The organism is Bacillus sp. PK6-025, assembly GCF_056530265.1.
In genome coordinates this window covers 2,887,123-2,907,362 of sequence record NZ_CP096509.1, presented here as the reverse complement: position 1 = coordinate 2,907,362, position 20,240 = coordinate 2,887,123, and the positions used below count along the sequence as shown (strand labels likewise).

General features: G+C 46.9%; 19 protein-coding genes. 14 read left to right on the top strand and 5 right to left on the bottom strand.

The genetic code is table 11. The features are described from left to right. Positions 1 to 112: 112 nt before the first annotated feature. From kdpF to kdpDN, 5 genes are all read left to right on the top strand, one after another. Positions 113 to 190 (top strand): K(+)-transporting ATPase subunit F, encoded by a 78-nt coding sequence (gene kdpF / locus M1D67_RS14900; protein WP_075213487.1) that lies wholly within the window; start codon positions 113 to 115, stop codon positions 188 to 190. A 25-nt stretch (positions 191 to 215) separates the two neighbouring features. Beyond that, the gene (gene kdpA / locus M1D67_RS14895) at positions 216 to 1,889 is read left to right on the top strand and encodes a potassium-transporting ATPase subunit KdpA (RefSeq protein ID WP_020452365.1); all 1,674 of its coding nucleotides are present in this window, start codon (positions 216 to 218) and stop codon (positions 1,887 to 1,889) included. A 79-nt stretch (positions 1,890 to 1,968) separates the two neighbouring features. After that, a complete protein-coding gene (kdpB, locus tag M1D67_RS14890) occupies positions 1,969 to 3,975 on the top strand; it encodes a potassium-transporting ATPase subunit KdpB (protein WP_023855353.1) in 2,007 nt (668 codons plus the stop codon). Between the two features lie 12 nt (positions 3,976 to 3,987). Beyond that, complete coding sequence (kdpC, locus tag M1D67_RS14885; protein ID WP_020452363.1) at positions 3,988 to 4,548, top strand: potassium-transporting ATPase subunit KdpC; 561 nt, start codon at positions 3,988 to 3,990, stop codon at positions 4,546 to 4,548. Positions 4,549 to 4,617: 69 nt separating this feature from the next. Further along, positions 4,618 to 5,766, top strand: a complete 1,149-nt coding sequence (gene kdpDN, locus M1D67_RS14880) for a KdpD-like non-kinase potassium sensor (protein WP_149169213.1) — start codon at positions 4,618 to 4,620, stop codon at positions 5,764 to 5,766. Here the strand turns inward: kdpDN and M1D67_RS14875 are convergent. Continuing rightward, a complete protein-coding gene (locus M1D67_RS14875) occupies positions 5,739 to 6,308 on the bottom strand; it encodes a methylated-DNA--[protein]-cysteine S-methyltransferase (protein WP_065644208.1) in 570 nt (189 codons plus the stop codon). The two genes, kdpDN and M1D67_RS14875, sit on opposite strands and share 28 nt — an antisense overlap. Before the next feature lie 4 nt (positions 6,309 to 6,312). Next, complete coding sequence (locus M1D67_RS14870) at positions 6,313 to 6,873, bottom strand: bifunctional transcriptional activator/DNA repair enzyme AdaA (protein ID WP_020452360.1); 561 nt, start codon at positions 6,871 to 6,873, stop codon at positions 6,313 to 6,315. Positions 6,874 to 7,090: 217 nt separating this feature from the next. Between M1D67_RS14870 and catA the strand changes: the two genes are divergently transcribed. Continuing rightward, positions 7,091 to 7,741 (top strand): type A chloramphenicol O-acetyltransferase, encoded by a 651-nt coding sequence (catA, locus tag M1D67_RS14865; RefSeq protein ID WP_020452359.1) that lies wholly within the window; start codon positions 7,091 to 7,093, stop codon positions 7,739 to 7,741. Between the two features lie 82 nt (positions 7,742 to 7,823). Here catA and M1D67_RS14860 read toward each other — a convergent pair whose 3' ends face one another. Further along, the gene (locus M1D67_RS14860; protein WP_023855347.1) at positions 7,824 to 8,084 is read right to left on the bottom strand and encodes a YrhK family protein; all 261 of its coding nucleotides are present in this window, start codon (positions 8,082 to 8,084) and stop codon (positions 7,824 to 7,826) included. Positions 8,085 to 8,204: 120 nt separating this feature from the next. Between M1D67_RS14860 and M1D67_RS14855 the strand changes: the two genes are divergently transcribed. The 7 genes from M1D67_RS14855 to M1D67_RS14825 all read left to right on the top strand — a co-directional run bounded on the left by M1D67_RS14855 (position 8,205) and on the right by M1D67_RS14825 (position 16,818). Further along, positions 8,205 to 8,663, top strand: a complete 459-nt coding sequence (locus M1D67_RS14855; protein WP_020452358.1) for a hypothetical protein — start codon at positions 8,205 to 8,207, stop codon at positions 8,661 to 8,663. Positions 8,664 to 9,068: 405 nt separating this feature from the next. Beyond that, a complete protein-coding gene (locus M1D67_RS14850) occupies positions 9,069 to 11,855 on the top strand; it encodes a sigma-54-dependent transcriptional regulator (RefSeq protein ID WP_025811079.1) in 2,787 nt (928 codons plus the stop codon). Between the two features lie 200 nt (positions 11,856 to 12,055). Then, positions 12,056 to 12,493, top strand: coding sequence for a mannose/fructose/sorbose PTS transporter subunit IIA (locus M1D67_RS14845; protein WP_101561132.1), 438 nt, complete (start codon positions 12,056 to 12,058; stop codon positions 12,491 to 12,493). Then, positions 12,493 to 12,984, top strand: coding sequence for a PTS sugar transporter subunit IIB (locus M1D67_RS14840; protein ID WP_023855343.1), 492 nt, complete (start codon positions 12,493 to 12,495; stop codon positions 12,982 to 12,984). Before M1D67_RS14845 ends, M1D67_RS14840 begins: the two co-directional genes overlap by 1 nt. 18 nt (positions 12,985 to 13,002) lie before the next feature. Next, positions 13,003 to 13,806: a PTS mannose/fructose/sorbose transporter subunit IIC gene (locus M1D67_RS14835; RefSeq protein WP_020452354.1), complete on the top strand. Its 804-nt coding sequence runs from the start codon at positions 13,003 to 13,005 to the stop codon at positions 13,804 to 13,806. A 21-nt stretch (positions 13,807 to 13,827) separates the two neighbouring features. Then, entirely contained in the window at positions 13,828 to 14,655 is an 828-nt protein-coding gene (locus M1D67_RS14830; protein WP_020452353.1) for a PTS system mannose/fructose/sorbose family transporter subunit IID, read from the top strand. Between the two features lie 129 nt (positions 14,656 to 14,784). Then, positions 14,785 to 16,818: a glycoside hydrolase family 32 protein gene (locus M1D67_RS14825; RefSeq protein WP_023855342.1), complete on the top strand. Its 2,034-nt coding sequence runs from the start codon at positions 14,785 to 14,787 to the stop codon at positions 16,816 to 16,818. A 37-nt stretch (positions 16,819 to 16,855) separates the two neighbouring features. On the opposite strand, the gene M1D67_RS14820 is transcribed toward M1D67_RS14825, so the two are convergent. Continuing rightward, a complete protein-coding gene (locus tag M1D67_RS14820; protein WP_043054412.1) occupies positions 16,856 to 17,650 on the bottom strand; it encodes an SDR family NAD(P)-dependent oxidoreductase in 795 nt (264 codons plus the stop codon). A 226-nt stretch (positions 17,651 to 17,876) separates the two neighbouring features. Then, on the bottom strand, positions 17,877 to 18,257 hold the full coding sequence (locus M1D67_RS14815) for a hypothetical protein (RefSeq protein WP_020452350.1): 381 nt from the start codon (positions 18,255 to 18,257) through the stop codon (positions 17,877 to 17,879). Positions 18,258 to 18,828: 571 nt separating this feature from the next. Between M1D67_RS14815 and M1D67_RS14810 the strand changes: the two genes are divergently transcribed. Further along, positions 18,829 to 20,202 carry an MFS transporter gene (locus M1D67_RS14810; RefSeq protein ID WP_043054411.1) on the top strand — a complete coding sequence of 458 codons (1,374 nt, stop codon included), beginning with the start codon at positions 18,829 to 18,831 and terminating at the stop codon, positions 20,200 to 20,202. The last annotated feature ends 38 nt before the right edge of the window (positions 20,203 to 20,240 follow it).

The following is a 20,240-nucleotide window of genomic DNA, read 5'->3' as shown; positions in this document are numbered from 1 at the left end:
TGGATATCGTGATGCTGGCCATTGTCGCATTTTTAGCGGGGATGATGTTTCTGTTGCTGAGATGGGCGGGGAAAACCGCTGATCAATCATAAATGTGAAAGGAGTGATTGCCATGGCGCTATTGGCAGCGGGAGCAGCCGCCATGTTTGTCTATTTGACTTATGCTTTATTGAATCCTGAGAAATTTTAATTGTACACAAATTGGGGGTATTGAAATGACGTCGCTCATATCCATCTGTTTTATCCTGCTTGCCGCATTGCTGGCAGCCAAACCAATGGGGCTTTACATAGCGAAGGTATTTGACGGCGCCCCGTCCAAAATCGACCGGTTTTTCCTTCCGGCGGAACGCTTGCTGCTTGAGCTGGGCGGAGTAAAAGGAGAAAACCAATCGTGGAAGAAATACGCCGCCGCGCTGGTACTCACGAATACGGCGATGATTTTCATCGTTTATCTCGTTTTTCGTCTGCAGGGTGTACTGCCTTTAAATCCTGAAAAGGTCGCGGGAATGGAACCCACACTGGCTTTTAATACGGCAGTCAGTTTTATGACGAATACAAATTTGCAGCATTACAGCGGCGAAAGCGGTCTGTCCATGCTTTCGCAGATGATTGCGATCACCTTTTTAATGTTTGCCGCTCCCGCTACGGCGCTGGCAGCCGCGGTTGCGATGATTCGGGGGCTCGCCGGGAAACCGTTCGGCAACTTTTTTGTCGATTTGGTCCGTTCGATCACGCGGATTTTACTGCCGATCACAGTTGTGGTGTCGCTTGTTTTCGTCGCCCTAGGCGTACCGCAGACGCTTGACGGTTCCGTGACAGCCCATACGGTGAGCGGAGGTGAGCAGTCCATTGTTCGGGGGCCGGTGGCGTCCTTTTTATCCATCAAAGAGCTGGGGAACAACGGCGGGGGGTATTTTGGCGTCAACTCTTCTCATCCATTTGAAAATCCGAATGGATGGAGCAATGCGATACAAATTTTATTAATGCTCTTGATTACCATCTCACTGCCGTTTACGTATGGGAAAATGGTTGGGAATCTGAAGCAAGGCCGCATTCTTTTTGTATCCGCAGGTCTTTTGTTTTTGCTTTCAGCCGGGGCAGCTTTCATGGCGGAATCGCAAGGCAATCCCGTCATCAATCAGCTCGGAATCGAGCACACAGAAGGCAGCATGGAAGGTAAGGAAGTGCGTTTTGGAACATTGAATTCAGCTTTTTATGCGATGGTTACCACCGCGAGCGAGACAGGAGCTGTCAATACGATGCACGACACGCTCACGCCACTAACGGGTCTTTTGGCATTGCTTAATATGATGCTGAACACGGTGTTTGGCGGAATAGGCGCCGGATTGATGAACATGCTTCTATACGCGATGGTTGCGGTTTTTCTGTCGGGCTTAATGGTCGGAAGAACGCCTGAGTTTTTAGGCAAAAAAATTGAAGGAAATGAAATGAAGCTTTTAGCCGTTACTCTGCTGATTCATCCTTTGTTAATCTTAGGGGCGTCAGCGCTTGCCGTCATGACGCAAGCGGGTCAGGCTGCAATTTCAAATCCCGGATTTCACGGGATCAGCCAGATTTTATACGAATATACGTCTTCAGCCGCGAATAACGGTTCAGGATTTGAAGGGCTCGGAGACGCGTCGCCTTTTTGGAATATAACAACGGGAATTGTGATGTTTATCGGCCGTTATTTCTCAATTGTCACACTGCTCGCAGTTGCGGGGTCACTTTTGAAAAAGCAAACCGTTCCGGAAACAATCGGAACATTTCGCACCGATTCAAGCCTGTTCAGCGGGATTTTTATCGCTTCGATCCTGATCGTCGGGGCTTTAACATTCTTTCCGGTGCTTGTGTTGGGACCGGCCGCAGAATATTTAACATTACGATAAGGGGGCTTTACTCATGAACGATTTGCATCATTCCAGTCAACAGGCCACACCGGATGCCGTTCACACAACAAAGCAAACGATGAACGACACGATCATCAAAGATGCGGTCAAACATGCCTTTTTAAAATTAGATCCGCGAACTATGATCAAAAATCCGATTATGTTTGTCGTAGAAGTTGGATTTTTCATAACGGTTCTGCTTTCCGTGTTTCCCCGGTTTTTCGGCAGTACGGCGGCTCCCTGGTTCAATCCGGCGGTTTCTTTCATTTTGCTGATCACCGTGTTATTCGCGAATTTCGCCGAAGCGCTGGCTGAAGGAAGAGGAAAGGCGCAGGCCGATTCTTTAAAACAGACGAAAAAAGGGGTTTCGGCCAATAAAGTAATGGATGACCGCATTGAGAAGGTAGCGTCTGCCGAGCTTAGAAAGGGGGACATCGTCATCGTCTCCCAGGGAGAAATGATACCTGGCGACGGTGAAGTCATCGCGGGTCTCGCATCAGTAGACGAATCGGCCATCACGGGAGAGTCTGCTCCGGTCATAAAGGAAGCAGGCGGTGATTTCAGCTCTGTTACGGGAGGCACCCGGGTCGTCAGCGATTCGATTAAAGTCAAGATCACGAGTGATCCGGGTGAAACGTTCCTCGATCAGATGATCGCTTTAGTCGAAGGGGCTGAAAGGCAAAAAACGCCGAATGAAATCGCGTTGAATACGGTTTTAACGAGCTTAACGCTGATTTTTCTGATCGTTGTTGCGACACTCCCGTTTTTCACGTCCTATCTCGGTTTTCAAATTGATCCCGCCGTCTTGATTGCCCTGCTTGTCTGTCTTATACCGACGACGATCGGCGGGCTCCTGTCAGCCATCGGGATTGCGGGAATGGATCGCGTGACCCGCTTCAACGTTCTGGCGATGTCGGGGAAAGCTGTCGAGGCTGCGGGCGACATTAACACGATTGTTCTTGATAAAACAGGGACGATCACTTTTGGAAACCGGATGGCCGGGGAATTTGTTCCTGTCGGAGATGAATCGCTTCAAACCGTTGGTGAATATGCGGCGCTTGGCTCCATCCATGACGAAACACCGGAAGGACGCTCAGTCATCGAACTCGCTGATAAACTCTCGATTCATTATGACTCGTCCGTTGCTGAAGCAGGAGAACCGATTGAATTCAAGGCGGAAACGAGAATGAGCGGCGTGAACCTGCCCGACGGAAGGCACATTCGCAAAGGCGCTGTCGATGCCGTGAAAAAGTGGGTGATCAACAATGGCGGAACGATACCTTCGAATCTCGATCTGGAAAGCGAACGGATTTCAAAAGAAGGCGGAACACCGCTGGCTGTAGCGGCAGACGGAACAATCTTCGGTTTGATCTATTTAAAAGACACCGTTAAACCGGGCATGAAAGAGCGCTTTGCCGAGCTTCGCAAAATGGGGATCAAAACGGTGATGTGCACAGGCGACAATCCGTTAACGGCCGCTACGATCGCAAGGGAAGCGGGCGTTGATGACTTTATTGCCGAAAGCAAGCCCGAAGACAAGATTAATGTGATCAAGCGCGAACAATCTGAAGGAAAGCTTGTCGCCATGACGGGCGACGGAACCAATGACGCGCCCGCACTTGCGCAGGCTGATGTCGGGCTTGCCATGAACAGCGGCACAACAGCTGCCAAGGAAGCAGCGAATATGGTGGACCTTGATTCGAATCCGACAAAAATCATTGAAGTCGTCTCGATCGGAAAGCAGCTGCTTATGACGCGCGGCGCTTTGACTACGTTCAGCATCGCAAACGATATCGCCAAATATTTTGCCATCATCCCGGCGATGTTTATGCTGGCGATTCCCGAGATGAACGCGCTGAACATCATGAGGCTTGGTTCGCCGATTTCAGCAATCTTATCTGCGCTGATATTTAACGCGCTGATCATCCCGCTTCTTGTGCCTTTAGCCATGAAAGGAATTGCTTATAAACCGATGAGCTCAAATGCTTTGCTGGCCCGCAATTTATTGATCTATGGCCTCGGCGGCGTCATCGTCCCTTTCATCGGAATCAAGCTGATCGATATGCTGCTTCAGATTATGTTGTAAGGAGGAATCGTCATGAAAGAAATCGGAGTAATCTTCAGAATCAGCCTGCTGTTAATGCTGGTTTGCGGGCTTGGATATCCGCTCGCGCTGACAGGGATTTCACAGGCCGCCATGCCTGGAAAGTCAAATGGAAGTCTTGTGTATGACCGGCAGGGGAATGTGATCGGCTCTGAACTCATTGGCCAGCGGTTTAGAGACCCGCGGCTCTTTCAAGGAAGGGAATCCAGCATCAAGTATGATGCCGCAGGATCTGGATCCCCAAACGAAGCGCCGTCAAATCCCGATTTGCTGAAACGGATGAAAGCATCGATTGAAAAGTGGAAGGAGGAAAACCCTGATGTTCCGATCAGTAAACTGCCGGTCGATTTAGTCACGAACTCCGCTTCGGGATTAGACCCTGATATCAGTCCCGACGGGGCGATGGCGCAAATTCCGAGAATCAGCCGTCTGACAGGACTGCCGGAGAAAGAGCTTGTGCAGCTTGTTCATCAGCATACCAAAAGCGACTTCTTAAGTGAACCGCGCGTCAACGTGCTGCTTCTCAATATCGATTTAAAAGAAAAACTGAAGTAGAATGCTGCCCGGTGTCTGATCATACGACACCGGGAAAAACAAACTTGATGAGAAAACGGAGATGCTGCAATGCGGACAAAAAACACCCGTGATTATCGAAGGAAGACGCCGGGAGAGCTGCTGGCCGAAATTGAACAGCTGAAAAGAGGGCATTGGACCATTTATATCGGTTCTGCGCCGGGAGTCGGAAAAACGTATCGGATGCTCCAGGAAGCGCACGATTTAAAGCGGGAAGGGATCGATGCCGTGATCGGCCTTGTCGAAACGCATCATCGAAAAGACACGGCCGCACTCGTCAAAGGTTTAGAAGTCATTCCAAAACGAAACATTTCATATAAAGGGATAACGATGGGAGAAATGGATGTCGATGCGATTATTAACCGGAAGCCAGACCTTGTGCTTGTCGATGAACTGGCTCACACCAATGTGCCAGGTTCGAAAAATGAAAAGCGGTACATGGACGTTGAAGATATTTTACAGGAAGGCATCAACGTGCTGTCCGCCGTCAATATCCAGCATATCGAAAGCGTCCATGATATCGTTCAACACGTCACCGGGGTGAAAGTAAGAGAACGGATCCCGGACCGCGTGTTGGAATTGGCGAATGAAGTCATCTTGATTGACGTCACTCCGGAAACATTGCAAAAGCGGCTTCAGGAAGGAAAGGTATATGAAAAACATAAGATACAACAGGCTTTAACCCATTTTTTTACGAAAAATAATTTAGCTGCGTTGAGAGAGCTCGCCTTGCGAGAAGTTGCAGATGATGTGGATGATCGTCTGGAGCGGACGAACGGCAGCCGACGGCCGAGGGGAACGAATGAAAAGATTTTGGTGTGCGTCCAGCACGGAAAAAATGCCGAAAAACTGATACGGCGCGGATGGAGAATCGCAAGCCGGCTGAAGGCCGATCTGCTCGTTTTAAACGTGTCGCGCACGTCAAAGGAGCAGCTGGCCCCGACAGAACGGGATAAAATCGGGCAATGGGAGACGCTCTGTGCACAATTCGGCGCCGAATTCATTTTTAAACACTCAAACAAAAGGCGCATTTCTGAAACGATCACTGATACAGCGAAACAGCACGGCATTACACAAATCGTGCTCGGCCAATCCGCCCGATCGCGATGGGAAGAAATCAGAAAAGGCTCGATTGTCAACAGCATTATGAGGCATACAGACGGAATCGACCTTCACATTGTCTCGGATGAGAAAGCTTGAGATCGGGATGCCGTTGTTAAAGGATGTTCAGCGGCGCCTGCGGCCTCCAGTATCAGCAGTTCTTTTTTCATCTCCAATCCTCCCCGGTATCCCGTGAGCTGTCCGTTTTTGCCGATAACCCGATGGCACGGCACTACCATTAACAGCGGATTTGCGCCGATCGCCGTACCTACGGCCCGGACAGCGTTCCGCTTTTGTATACGCCCGGCGATATCGGAATAGGAACGCGTGCTGCCGAAAGGAATTTCGGAGAGCGCCTGCCACACGGCTAGCTGAAAAGGCGTTCCGGCAAGGTCGACAGGAAAGCTGAAATGAGTCCGCTTGCCATCTAAATACGCCTGAATCTGCTCGGCGTATTCTGCCAATCCTTTGTCATCCCGAATGAAAACTGGCTGTGCGTACCTTTTTTCAGCCCAAGCGGCCAGCTCACCGAATCCTTGATTCCATGCCCCTGTAAAACAGAGCCCGCGGGCAGTCGCCGCAATGTGAATCTGCGAGCGGCGGCAAGTCAGCGTACGCCAGTATACGATTTGATCTTCCATATGTTTACCTCCGTTTCATTTGCCGGTATGACGTCGGTGATTGCCCTGTTTTCTTTTTAAACAAAGCGGCAAAATAATCCGCATTCCCGATGCCTACCATTGAGGCGATTTCTGCGATCGTTCGTTCAGAATGGGCAAGCAAAACGAATGCTTTCTCAATCCTTTTCTGCAGGATGTATTCTGCCGGCGAGACGCCTTTGATTCGTTTAAACGTCCGCTGCAGATGAAAAGGGCTGATATGGCACCTGTCAGCCAAAGCTTGCAGAGACAGCGGATCGCGATAAGATTCCTCGATGATTTGCACCGCCCGCTGTGCCAGCTCTTCATCCGGCAGCAGCATCCCGGCCGGATTGCAGCGTTTGCAGGGGCGGTACCCTTCTGATAAAGCATCTTTTGCATTGAAAAAGATTTGCACATTTTCGATTTGCGGAACTCTCGATTTGCAGGAAGGGCGGCAAAATATCCCGGTCGTTTTGACCGCGTAATAAAAAACTCCGTCATAGGCGGAATCGTTTTCCGTAATCGCCCGCCACCTTTCAGGCGTCAATCGTGATTTGCTGTTCATATCTTCACCCCGATCTATGTCAGTATAACCTAAATGACAGCCGGAGGTGGAGAGGCGGGGAATGGCACAGCAAGAAGACAAAGAAGAAGAGGGACGGTTGCCTGCGTCTCCGAAACGCGCTACAATTCATTTGCAATACAGGATGAGGTGAGAATATTGCCGAAATCAGAGAAGCAGGCCTCCTAAAATAAAAAAGCTATATTTTAGGAGGTAAAACATGAATTTTCAAACAATCGATCTCGACACTTGGTATAGAAAATCTTATTTTGACCATTACATGAAGGAAGCGAAATGTTCTTTCAGTATAACGACAAACGTCAATGTGACCAATTTGCTTGCCGTGCTCAAGAAAAAGAAGATCAAGCTGTACCCGGTTTTTATTTATATCGTATCAAGGGCCATTCATTCGCGTCCTGAGTTTAGAACAACTTTTAACGACAAAGGACAGCTGGGATATTGGGAACAAATGCACCCGTGCTATACGATTTTTCATCAGGACGACCAAACGTTTTCCGCCCTCTGGACAGAATACTCAAATGATTTCTCGCGGTTTTATCGTCAATATCTTCAGGATGCCGAGCGCTTTGGAGACAAAAAGGGCTTATGGGCTAAGCCGGACATCCCGCCCAATGCGTTTTCAGTTTCTTCTATTCCATGGGTGCGCTTTACAAACTTTAATTTAAACCTAGATAACAGCGAACACTTGCTGCCGATTATTACAAACGGGAAATACTTTTCAGAAGGCGGTGAAACATTTTTGCCGGTTTCCCTGCAAGTACACCATGCAGTGTGTGACGGCTATCATGCCGGCGCTTTTATGAACGAGTTGGAACGGCTTGCCGCCGATTGTGAGGAGTGGCTTATGTGACAGAGGAAAGGCCGATTGGATTCGGCCTTTTTTATATGCACTTCTTAGCGGGTCTCCTACCATCTCTCCCTGCTGTTTAAATTTACTCACGGGATTTGGAACGCCGGCTCTCAACAAACTTCCGGTAATGAAAATCATGAACCAAACGGATCGTCGGCCTGATTAACAGCTGAAAGCTGCCGATCACAAACATCCATATTCCCGCCGGCTTCAGTTCCTCGAAGAAAAAACAGAAGCTCCCGACAAGGAATAAAAGACCGATAAGAAAATCGTTTAATGTATGAAGAACTTTGTATCTTTTTTTGAAAAAGAGTTCGTATCGATCATTGTGGTTTTGCGGCATTGCTTGATCCCTCCAGTCCTTTTATTACCCTGCCGGAAGCAGGAGTGAAACGTCGGTATGCATAGGATTTATGAATAAGGAAAAACATATAGGGACATCGACCATCGAGGAGTGAAAAATATGCGGCTATTCATATGTGCATTGTGCCTGTTCAGCATGATTGTTCCGACAATTGAAACGAGAGCGCTGACGTTTGAAGAATTGCCGGTTAAACAGGCTTCAAAACAATGGGAAGTTCAAATCGGTAAAGCCGAAGCAAAAAACGGAATGGCGAAGCCGGAAAAAGGTAGCTTTCATACTTATGCTGTCGAAATCAAAAACATTGGACACGATGTAGCTTCGGCGGAAATTTATCTCTATCGGAATGAACCCAATTCTTCAACGAAATTTTCGCTTTGGAATATTCCTCACGACAATGCGGTCTCTTTAGCCAAAAGCTTAAATGACGGAAGCCCTGTCAAGCACCGGAATTTGCTATTGGCAGAGAATGCGACCGAATTGGAAGTGGACTTGATTTGGACGGAAAAAGGGAGCGAAGGCAGACTTTTAAAGGAATCGTTTATTTTCAAAGGGAGATGAATCATAAAGATAGAGGCCGTTGAACCGTCAACGGCCTTTTTTGTGAAAGTTAAGGCAGCCGGTCGTTCGGCCAACATAGTATCGAAGTGAACGTTGATCAGCAGAGCTTTCACAAAACATTTACATTTAGAGAAAAATACAGGATGTTTTCACCAATATTTTCTCAATAATGATACACTATTGACAAGCTGCTACTTTGGGTGGGGTGTTTCTGTGGATTCTGATGAAGCAAAAACACCAGACTGTGTCATGAGAGCACGAACAAATCGATATAAAAGTAGGAGAGTCAGGATTGTCAATCTGTAAAAGATCTTTTTTTTATCCCGTGATTCGGCTTTAAAGTTCTGAATCTTCAAGAAGTTTGCCGCCTTTTTGCTGATCAATCGAGAACAAAGGATGATACATATGAAAAGAATAGATAAAATCTACCATCAGCTGCTGGATAATTTTCGCGAAACGAATATCCATCAGCTTTTAAAGATACAAGGGAATTCGGCTCAAGAAATCGCCGGTCAGCTGCAAATGGAGCGTTCAAATGTCAGCTTTGAATTAAACAATCTCGTTCGTGCCAAAAAGGTGATCAAGATTAAAACGTTCCCTGTGCGCTATGTCCCGGTGGAAATCGTTGAAAACATCTTGAACATCAAATGGAACTCAGAGTTGATGGAGGTTGAAGAACTGAAGCGGCTGGCTGACGGCCAAAAAAAGCCGGCGCGCAACATGTCCGCCGATCCCCTCGAGCTCATGATCGGGGCTAAAGGGAGCTTGAAAAAGGCAATCTCTCAGGCGAAAGCGGCTGTCTTTTATCCTCCGCACGGCTTGCACATGCTGCTGCTCGGTCCGACGGGTTCAGGTAAATCGCTGTTTGCGAACCGGATCTACCAGTTCGCCGTTTATTCGGACATATTGAAGCCCGATTCCCCGTTCATCACATTCAACTGTGCCGATTATTATAACAATCCTCAATTATTGCTCTCGCAATTGTTCGGACATAAAAAAGGGTCGTTTACAGGTGCCGGCGAAGACAAAGCAGGATTAGTCGAACAGGCGGACGGGGGCATTCTGTTTATGGATGAAATTCATCGTCTCCCGCCGGAGGGGCAGGAAATGCTGTTTTATTTCATTGACAGCGGCACATACAACAGGCTTGGTGAAACAGAGCATAAGCGAACGGCAAAAGTCCTGTTTATCTGCGCAACAACAGAAAACCCGAGTTCTGCATTGCTGAAGACATTTTTACGGAGAATTCCGATGACCGTACATATTCCGTCGCTCGATGAACGGTCCCTTGGAGAAAGAGTGGAGCTGACAACGTTTTTATTGGGGAAAGAAGCAGAGCGGATCAAAAAAAACTTAAATGTGCATATCGACGTCTATAATGCATTGATTCATTCTGCAAAATTCGGAAATGTCGGGCAGCTGAAATCAAATGTGCAGCTGGTCTGTGCGCACGGATTTTTAAATAACCTTGACAAAGACGAGGTTGTTGAACTGACCGTCCGGGATCTTCCCGATGAGATCAAACAGGACTGGATGTCCAGCAGCAAAAATATCGAACGGAGCAAAATGATTTCTGAATACGTCAACATTACAACGATCATCTCTCCGATTGTGGAAGATGATACAACGAAAATCGATGACTCATTTAACTTATACCATGTCATAGAAGAAAAAGCGAAAATCCTGAATAAAGAAGGCTTAACAAAAAAACAAATCAATCAATATATTTTAACGGATATTCATTTGCACGTCAGAAGCTTTTTTAATCAGAAAATGCTTCAAAACCACAGCTTGCTCAAATTCGTTGAAGACGACGTGATTCAGATGACGAAAGAATTAAAGGAAGTCGCTGAACATGAGTTAGACTGCAAATTCGACCGTAAATTCATCTATTTCCTGAGCATGCACATCGCCGCATTTTTAAAGCGCGGAAAACAGATTGATGTTTTAAACCCGCAGGAAACAGATGAAATCAGGGAAACCCATGTGAAAGAATATGAGGTCGCACTGATTTTCAAAGATAAAATTCAAGCGTATTTTAAAGTAACCGTTCCGGAAATCGAAGTCATCTACTTGACGATGCTGATTCAGTCGATTAAATCATGGAAAGAAAACAAAAGGACGGGCATTGTCGTGGCGGCCCATGGAAACAGCACGGCGAGCTCTATGGTTGAAGTAGCCACTGAACTGCTGGGGAGCACCCCGATTGCTGCGGTTGATATGCCTTTGACCGTTTCACCTGCGGAAATCGTAAGCAGTCTGGCGGAGAAAGTGAAGCAGGTTGATGAAGGAGAAGGCGTATTAATGCTTGTCGACATGGGATCGCTTGCGATGCTGGAAACAAGGCTCGAACAACAAACGGGCGTAAAAATAAAAACGATCAGCAATGTTACGACATCGATGGTGCTTGATGCTGTCCGCAAGGTGAATTATTTGAATTTGAATTTGCACGCCATCTATGATTCGGTTACAAAGGATTTCATCGATTTATGGGCCGATAAACCGCGGGTCTCAGGCAAAAAGAAGGCGATCGTCTCCATTTGCACGACAGGCGGCGGAACGGCGAAAAAGCTCGAAGAGATCTTAACAGCAATCGTGAGCAGGACATCAGATGAACAAATCAGCATTTTGACGGTGTCATCGATCAAATTAGCAAGCCGCATGAAAGAAATTGAAAAAGCGTATGAGATCCTTGCCACGGTGGGCACGAAGAATCCTAAAATCGATGCTCCGCACGTGCCTTTAGAAGTATTGATTGAAGGCGAAGGAGAAAAAGTGATTCAGCAAGTGATTGGAAACGGCAATGTCCCTGCGAGCGGCGGATTATCCGGTAAAAATGTGGTGGTGAAGGAGCTGTGCGAAGACAGCCTGAAAAAATATCTTGTCTTTTTGAATCCCTATCATATGATAGACATGCTGTTGGAGTGGCTTCAGACGGTTCAAGACGAACTGCGCATCACATTCAGCAACGCGGTGCTGATCAAAGTCATCATGCATACCGCTTTTGCTTTTGAAAGGGTGATCAAACAGAATCCGATCGCTTTTCCTGAGGAAGAAGAAATGAATGATCAGCTTCAAAACGTTCTTCACATCACAGAGAAAACATTAAAGCCTTACGAAGAAAAGCTTGGACTCGCGATCAGCGAAGATGAAAAAATATTTATCGCGACCATCTTTTCTGAAGAGTTATAGCTGTTTTCCATGAGCGATTTTTTCAGGTAAACCTGTATTAAGTGGAATCCCATTTTAATACAGGTTTATTTTTATGCTTGAATGTGTTTCAAACTTGAAAATCATTCGTCTTGAGATGCAGTGAAAGCGCTTAATACAACTTTGTTGGCACGATCCTTGCATTATAAATAAGCGAACGAAAAAAGAAAGGAGCAATGTACATGATTACAGTCATTATCAGCGGCCACGGAAACTTTCCCACAGCATTAAAAGAATCTTCAGCGATGATATTCGGAGAAGAAGACAGCCTGATCGCGGTGCCGTTTCTGAAAGGGGAAGGCATTCAGACACTGCAAGAAAAATATCATCAGACGCTGAAGGACATTCCGGAGGAACACGAGGTGCTTTTTTTAGTGGATATTTTCGGCGGGACGCCATACAACGCAGCGACTCCTTACATCGCGAAGGAGCGGAGATTCGATATGGCAGCCGGCGTGAACCTGCCGATTTTGTTAGAGGCATTGAGCTTGAGGGAGCATATGCCGCTCAAACAACTGCTGAACCAGTTGAAAAAGATGAGCCGGGAATGCTTCCAAATCTGCAGCGAGCAATTGGAAAAATTCAGTCAGTCTAATCAGGGAAGAGAGGATGAATTGTAATGAAAATCGTTTTAGCAAGAATTGATGACCGCTTTATTCACGGCCAAGTATTAACAAGATGGATTAAAATCCACGCTGCTGACCGCATTATCGTCGTCTCTGATGAGGTGGCGCAGGACGAAATGAGAAAAACGCTGATCCTTTCTGTCGCACCTTCAAATGTGAAAGCCAGCGCCGTTTCGATCTCCAAAATGGCCAAAGCGTTTCACAGTCCGCGGTACGAAGATACGACGGCAATGCTGTTATTCGAAAATCCGGGCGACATTGTTTCTTTAATCGAAGCAGGTGTTCCGATCGAAACAGTCAATGTCGGCGGGATGCGCTTCGAGAATAACCGCAGGCAAATAACGAAATCGGTAAGCGTGACTGAAAAGGACATCAAATCGTTTGAACAATTGCACGGATTGGGCGTGAAGCTGGAACTGAGGCAGCTGCCGTCAGATTCGAGCGAAGACTTTATGCAGATTTTAAGAAACGCAATAAAATCCTAGAAGGAGGGTTCTAAAGCCATGTCAACGATTCAAATTATTTTGCTGCTCGTCATTGCAGCTATAACAGGTATCGGTAGTGTATTGGACGAAGGGCAGACACACCGTCCGCTGATTGCCTGCACGTTGGTCGGCCTGGTTCTCGGGGATCTGAAAACAGGCATCATTCTCGGCGGAACGCTGGAGCTGATGGCGCTTGGCTGGATGAACGTCGGTCTTGCAATGGCCCCCGATACGGCTATCGCTTCCGTGATTTCGACCATTTTAGTGATTACCGCCGATCAGGGAGTCGGTGAAGGGATTGCCGTCGCGGTGGCTTTGGCTGCTGCGGGTCAGGCGCTGACGATTTTCGTCAGGACGATCACCGTATTTTTAATTCACCGTGCCGACAAATACGCAAAGGATGGCAATTTTAAAGGAATTGAAATCATGCATATTACCGCCATGGCGTTTCAGGCGCTGCGCGTTATGATTCCGACATTGATTGTGGCTCTGATCAGTGTCAGCGCTGTTCAGGCGTTTTTGGGAAATATTCCGGACGTCATCACAAAAGGTTTGCAAATAGGCGGGGGGATTATCGTTGTTGTCGGATATGCGATGGTCATCAACATGATGAACATTCCGTATTTGAAGCCGTTTTTCTATATCGGTTTTTTGCTGGCCGCGTTTACCGATTTCAATTTAGTCGGCTTCGGTGCCCTCGGGCTTTGTCTGGCATTTTTATATCAGCAAGTGATGCAAAAAAATCATGCGCAGGGGGCGGTGGCTGCCGCCAGTGACAGCAGCGTGGCTGCATATGATGATGACGATGATCTGGATGCTTAACTATTGAAGGAGGGACGAATAATGAGCACAGAAAAAAGGTTAACGAAGAAAGAGATTTTCAGTATGTTTATCCGCTCAAACTTTTTGCTCGGATCATTTAACTTTGAGCGTGTACAGGCGCTCGGCTACTGCTACGTCATGATTCCGGCGATCAAAAAATTGTACGGTCCGGGAGCGAAACGGAGCGAAGCGCTCCAGCGCCACTTGGAATGGTTTAATACGCATCCGTGGCTGACAGCGCCGATATTCGGCGTGACCGCTGCGATGGAAGAAGAAATGGCCAACAATAAAAAGATTGATGCCAAAGCGATTAATGGAATGAAAATCGGCTTAATGGGCCCGTTGGCAGGTGTGGGCGACCCGATTTTCTGGGGGACGCTGCGTCCCGTTCTGGCAGCCTTGGGAGCGTCGCTTGCTTTAAGCGGAAACATCGCCGGCCCGCTTTTGTTTTTCTTTTTAATCAACGCGATCAGGTTAAGTACAAAATACTACGGGTTAAAGTACGGCTATGTGAAAGGCATGGAAATTTTGCAGGACTTGGTCGGGAACCGCATTCAGAAACTGACGGAAGGCGCTTCAATACTCGGGCTGTTTGTGATGGGAGCGCTCGTTTCCAAGTGGACGACGATCAATATCCCGATCGTCGTGTCGAGAATTAAAGATGATGCAGGCAAAGTCGATGTACAGACCGTGCAAAACATTTTAGACAGCATCATGCCGGGGGTACTGCCTCTAGGATTGACATTGCTCGCTGCCTGGATGCTTCGCAAAGGGGTGAATCCTCTTCTCATGATTTTCGGTATTTTTATCATCGGGATTGTCGGCTATTGGGCTGGCTTTTTGGCATAAAATGATTTAGTTGTTCTTTTCTTAGCTTTTGGAGAGGCAGGTCCATTCGGCCGCAAAAAGGGGGAGGCTGTTTGGACTTCCTGCCTTAACCGTCACTAAAAACCGTGTGAAGAAGAGGGGAGAAAAGGGATGAAAAAGAGAATGATTCAGATGGGGATCATAGGGGCTATGATGTTTCCGGAAGCCTTTTCCGCAGCTGCGGCCGACCCGGACTACTATAACGAGGATCATCGGCCCAAGTATCATTTCACGCCGGAAGCAAACTGGATGAATGACCCGAACGGGATGGTGTATTACGCGGGGGAATATCATCTGTTTTATCAATATCATCCGTATGGCTTGCGCTGGGGGCCGATGCATTGGGGGCACGCAGTAAGCAAAGATTTGGTCAAGTGGGAGCATTTGCCGGTCGCGCTGTATCCGGATGAAAAAGGGACAATTTTTTCGGGAAGCGCTGTCGTCGATCGGCATAATACAACAGGGTTTCAAACAGGGACGGAGAAGCCGCTCGTTGCCATTTATACGCAGGACCGGGACGGGGAACAAGTACAAAGCATCGCCTACAGCAATGACAAAGGCAGGACATGGACGAAGTACTCAGGCAACCCCGTCATTCCAAATCCGGGAAAAAGAGATTTCCGAGATCCGAAAGTCGTTTGGCACAAACAGACAAAAAAGTGGGTGATGGTGCTTGCGGGCGGCGACCGAATTTTAATCTATACATCGCCTGACCTGAAGCACTGGACATATGCGAGCGAATTCGGCGAAGGAGAAGGCAGCCATGGAGGCGTGTGGGAATGTCCGGATCTGTTTGAGCTTCCTGTAGAGGGCAGACCGAATGAAACGAAATGGGTGATGCAAGTCAGTGTTGGAGACGGTGCTGTCTCAGGAGGATCAGGCATGCAATATTTCGTCGGAAGCTTTGACGGCACAACCTTTAAAAATGAAAACCCGCCGAATCGCGTATTATGGACAGATTACGGCAAAGACTTCTACGCAGCTGTCAGCTGGTCTGATATCCCGCGGTCTGACGGGCGAAGGCTTTGGTTAGGATGGATGAGCAATTGGCAATACGCAAACGATGTTCCCACTTCCCCGTGGAGAAGCGCAATGTCTATCCCGAGAGAACTAAAATTGAAAGCGTTTTCCGAAGGATTCAGAATTGTTCAGGCTCCGGTAACTGAGCTGAAGTCGATCAGGGGTGCATCGCAAATGTGGAAAAACAAGATCATTTCACCTCGAAACAGAAATTTTTTGAAAGCGCTGTCAGATAATGCGTACGAAATCAATGCGGAATTTCAAGTAAATACCGGAACTGCGGCCGAATTTGGCTTTAAAGTCCGAACAGGGGAAAACCAATATACGAAAATCGGCTACAGCAAAAACAGCGCTTCACTGTTCGTCGACCGAAGCCAATCCGGAAACGTCTCCTTTAATCCGAACTTTAACACCGGAAAGCATGCGGCCCCGCTGCAACCGGTCGGTGGGAAGGTGAAGATGCGCATTTATGTCGACCGCTCTTCAGTTGAAGTATTCGGCAACGACGGGAGGCAGGTGATCACCGACATTATTCTGCCGGACCGATCCAGTAAAGGGCTTGAAGTATACGCATCTAACGGGTTTGTCAAGCTGAATTCTATGACGGTTCATCCTCTGAAAAACGTATGGGGAACGTCACCCTTTCAATCGAATTTGACCGGCTGGACGACCGTAAACGGTGTATGGGCCGACACGATTGATGGAAAACAAGGGCGATCTGACGGGGATTCGTTCATTTTATCTTCAGCAAAAGGAACAGATTTCACATATGAAGCAGATGTCACGGTAAAGGATGGAAATGGCAGAGGGGCGGGTGCTCTCGTGTTTCGGGCCGACAAGGATGTTCAAAACGGATATCTTGCCAATGTGGATGCCAAGCATGATGTGGTGAAGTTTTTCAAATTTGAAAACGGCTCGGCCTCTGTTATTGCCGAACACCGCACACCGATAGAAACCGGCCGGAAATATCACCTGAAGGCGGTGGCCCGCGATTCCAACTTTCATATTTACTTGGACGGCCGATTGGTGATAAGTGCTCGGGATTCCACGTTTACCGAGGGAGCATTTGGCTTGAATGCATGGGATGCGACCGCAGTCTTCCAACATGTTTATGCTGATCGATAACGATGAAGCTGGAATGCCGGGCATTCCAGCCTTTCATTTAAAAGACGCTGCGGACCAATCCGCCGTCCGCCCGCAAGGCTGCACCATTGATCGGCGAGGAAAGCGGACTGCTTAAAAAGGTGACAAAGTGCGCGATTTCTTCCGGCCGAATCAGCCTTTGTATGATAGAGGTCGGCCGGTTTTCTTTCATAAACCGCCTTTCCGCTTCTTCGACCGTCAGGTTTTCATCTGGATAAAGAGTCTTCAGCATCGTTTCAACGCCTTCGGTTAAGGTTGAGCCCGGCATAACGGTATTGACAGTCACATTTGTACCCGTAGCAAGCTCTGCCAAGCTCCGGGAAATCGAAAGCTGCATCGTTTTTGTTGCGCTGTAATGCGCCATTTCCTGTGACGGCATAACCGCAGCTTCGCTCGCAATAAAAATGACCCGGCCTTCTTTTTTCTCGATCATGTTTTGCAAATATCTCCGCGAGAGCCTTACTCCGCTCATAATATTCACTTCGAAAAAGCGGAACCAATCCTCATCCGGAATCTCAAAATATTCCGCCGGCTCAAAAATTCCTAAATTATTAATGAGAATATCAACATGCGGGAACGCTGCTATTAGGTCTTGACACCCTTTCTCAGTGCCAAGATCATAAGGGGCCGGATGAAGAACAGCCTCGGGGAATTGGCCTTTCAATTCGTCTATTATTTGATTGACCTTGTCTTGCCGGCGTCCGTTAATGATGACAGACGCACCTTCTTTCGCAAGTGAAGCGGCAATCGCTTTGCCGATTCCGGACGTTGATCCGGTCACCAATGCTGTTTTTCCTCGTATGTTCAGGTTCATCATGGATCCCTCCGTTTTCTTTTCAGTATAAACAGAACAATGTCATACAAAACATCATTCATGATTATGGAACAGAAGAACCCGAAACGGAAGTACGCACTTTAAAGTTATATAGGCACTTTTTTGTGCCCCCTCAGTTTAAAGAGGGGACCGTTTGTTTGACCAGGCAAAAAAAGCATCAAAAAACCGCCGTCTGTAAACGGCGGGCTTACTGTTTATGGGGAATTCAATCATAGCAAGTAACGGTGATGTATGTATCGTTCCCTTTAAACAGAACGAGTTCTGCTTTTTTGTTCGCGCCATCTGTAAAATCGCTGACATCGATCACCGGACTGTTGCTTTTCGGTCCGACGTAGATATTTTTTCTAACGATTTCGGGCGTGCTTCCCGCCCCGTCAACTTCATACAGCGTAAAAGTAAAGCCATAAAAGCTGTTGTTGTGAAAATAAAATTTCCCTCCGCCTGATTTAATGATCGGAGTCTGCGATGTCATGCCGTATGTGCCGATATTATCCCATACACCGGAACCTGCTGCAGACGCAGAAGAAAAAGGCAAAAGCAAACACGCCAAAGTGAGCAGTAAGGCACCGATTTTGCTGAATTTCATGATTGGTCCTCCTTTTTAGTCACTACACTGGGGATTGTATCATTCATCACAGATGAAAGAATGAGGCATTGTTCCCTGAAAAATTGGGTTTATCTTTTTCATATGATGCACTTTTTGCGAACGGCATCCATAAATTGTGCTTTTATTAAGAAAAAAGGCCGATCATGGTGCTGCGGCGCTGTAACAAATGAAGCTGATATCCCATGAAGGCCTCCGCGGTTTTTCGAGTTTTTTTCTTTTGAAATTGAAATAGACACTGCTAATGATTGACAACATTTTCAAACTGACTTAAACTTAGTTTGATGATTAAACTAAGTGTGTGCATAAGGAGTGGATGAAAGAGGGAGATCATTTTATGTTCTGATCAAAGCAACCTTCGAAATCTGATTCTTGCGAAAATTTAAAAATGGAGGTGATAAGATGACATAAACCTACAATCTAGTATTCGTGGTTGACGAGTGAAGCATCTGTCTCACTTCGGCTGAAAGGCCGCTTGCCAGGTTCAATGTATGCGCTTTCATAAAAACTTATCATAAAGCCGTTTTGAAAGGCTGTGGAGGAGGTAAGAATCATGACGGGTGGACATGTAAACCAAGTTAGTATGTATGAGAAATCCGGTTATGCTTCTGGAGATTTAGCATGTAATTTAATTTACACCACGGTTTCTACATATCTGTTATTTTTCTATACGGATGTTTATGGTTTATCAGCCGCTGCCGCTGGAACAATGTTTCTGATTGTTCGAATCATTGATGCGCTTGCCGATCCTTTTATCGGAACATTAGTAGACCGAACAAACAGCAGATTCGGGAGGTTTAGGCCGTATCTGCTGTTCGGCGCGTTTCCGCTTGCTGTACTTGCCATCCTCTGTTTTACAACTCCAGATTTTTCAGATACCGGAAAATTAATCTACGCTTATATCACGTATGTCGGGTTATCACTCACATATACAGCGATAAATGTTCCATACGGCGCATTAACCTCCGCGATGACGAGAGATAATCAAGAGGTCGTCAGCATTACTTCGGTTCGGATGGTCTTTGCCAATCTTGGCGGACTCATCGTATCTTTTTTTGTTCCTTTACTTTCTACTTATTTAGGTGATACGACAGGAAACACGGCTCTTGGCTGGCAGCTGACGATGAGCATGCTGGGGATAATTGGCGCCTGTCTATTAATCTTTTGTTTTAAAAGTACAAAAGAACGGGTCACTCTGCCAATGTCCGAAGAAAAAATTAAATTTTCCGATCTATTCGAGCAATTCCGGGTGAATCGTCCGTTAGTCGTTTTAAGCATTTTCTTTATCATTATTTTTGGCGTCAACTCGATAAGCAATTCCGTCGGCATCTACTACATGACGTACAATGTAGGCAGAGCCGATCTTGTGAAATGGTACGGCTTGCTTGGAAGCCTTCCTGCATTGGCCATCCTGCCGTTTATACCCCGAATCAATAAGTGGCTGGGAAAGAGAAAGCTATTAAATGCCGCTTTATTATTAAATATCATTGGACTTTTAGCCATTCTCATTGTTCCGCCAAGCAATGTGTTTCTGGTGCTCTTCTTTCGGGTCATTGCCGCAGTTGGAAGCGTGACGGCCGGGGGATATATGTGGGCGCTTATCCCTGAAACAATCGAATATGGCGAATATAAGACAGGGAAACGTTTGAGTGGATTGATTTATGCGATTATCGGCTTCTTTTTCAAGTTTGGCATGGCACTCGGCGGAATCGTTCCAGGACTCATATTGGAGAAGTTCGGCTATGCCGCAGGCCAGGTCCAAACACCTGAAGCGTTGACAGGGATATTATTAACGACAACTGTAGTTCCGGTTATTTTCCTTATATTGGCTATGATCGACATTAATTTTTACAATTTAAGCGATGAAAAATATGCAAAAGTCGTACGTGAATTAGAGAATAGAGATAAAGTGACTTGGACTCTATGAAGAATTTCAGTAGAAATATACATTTTAAAGACAACCGT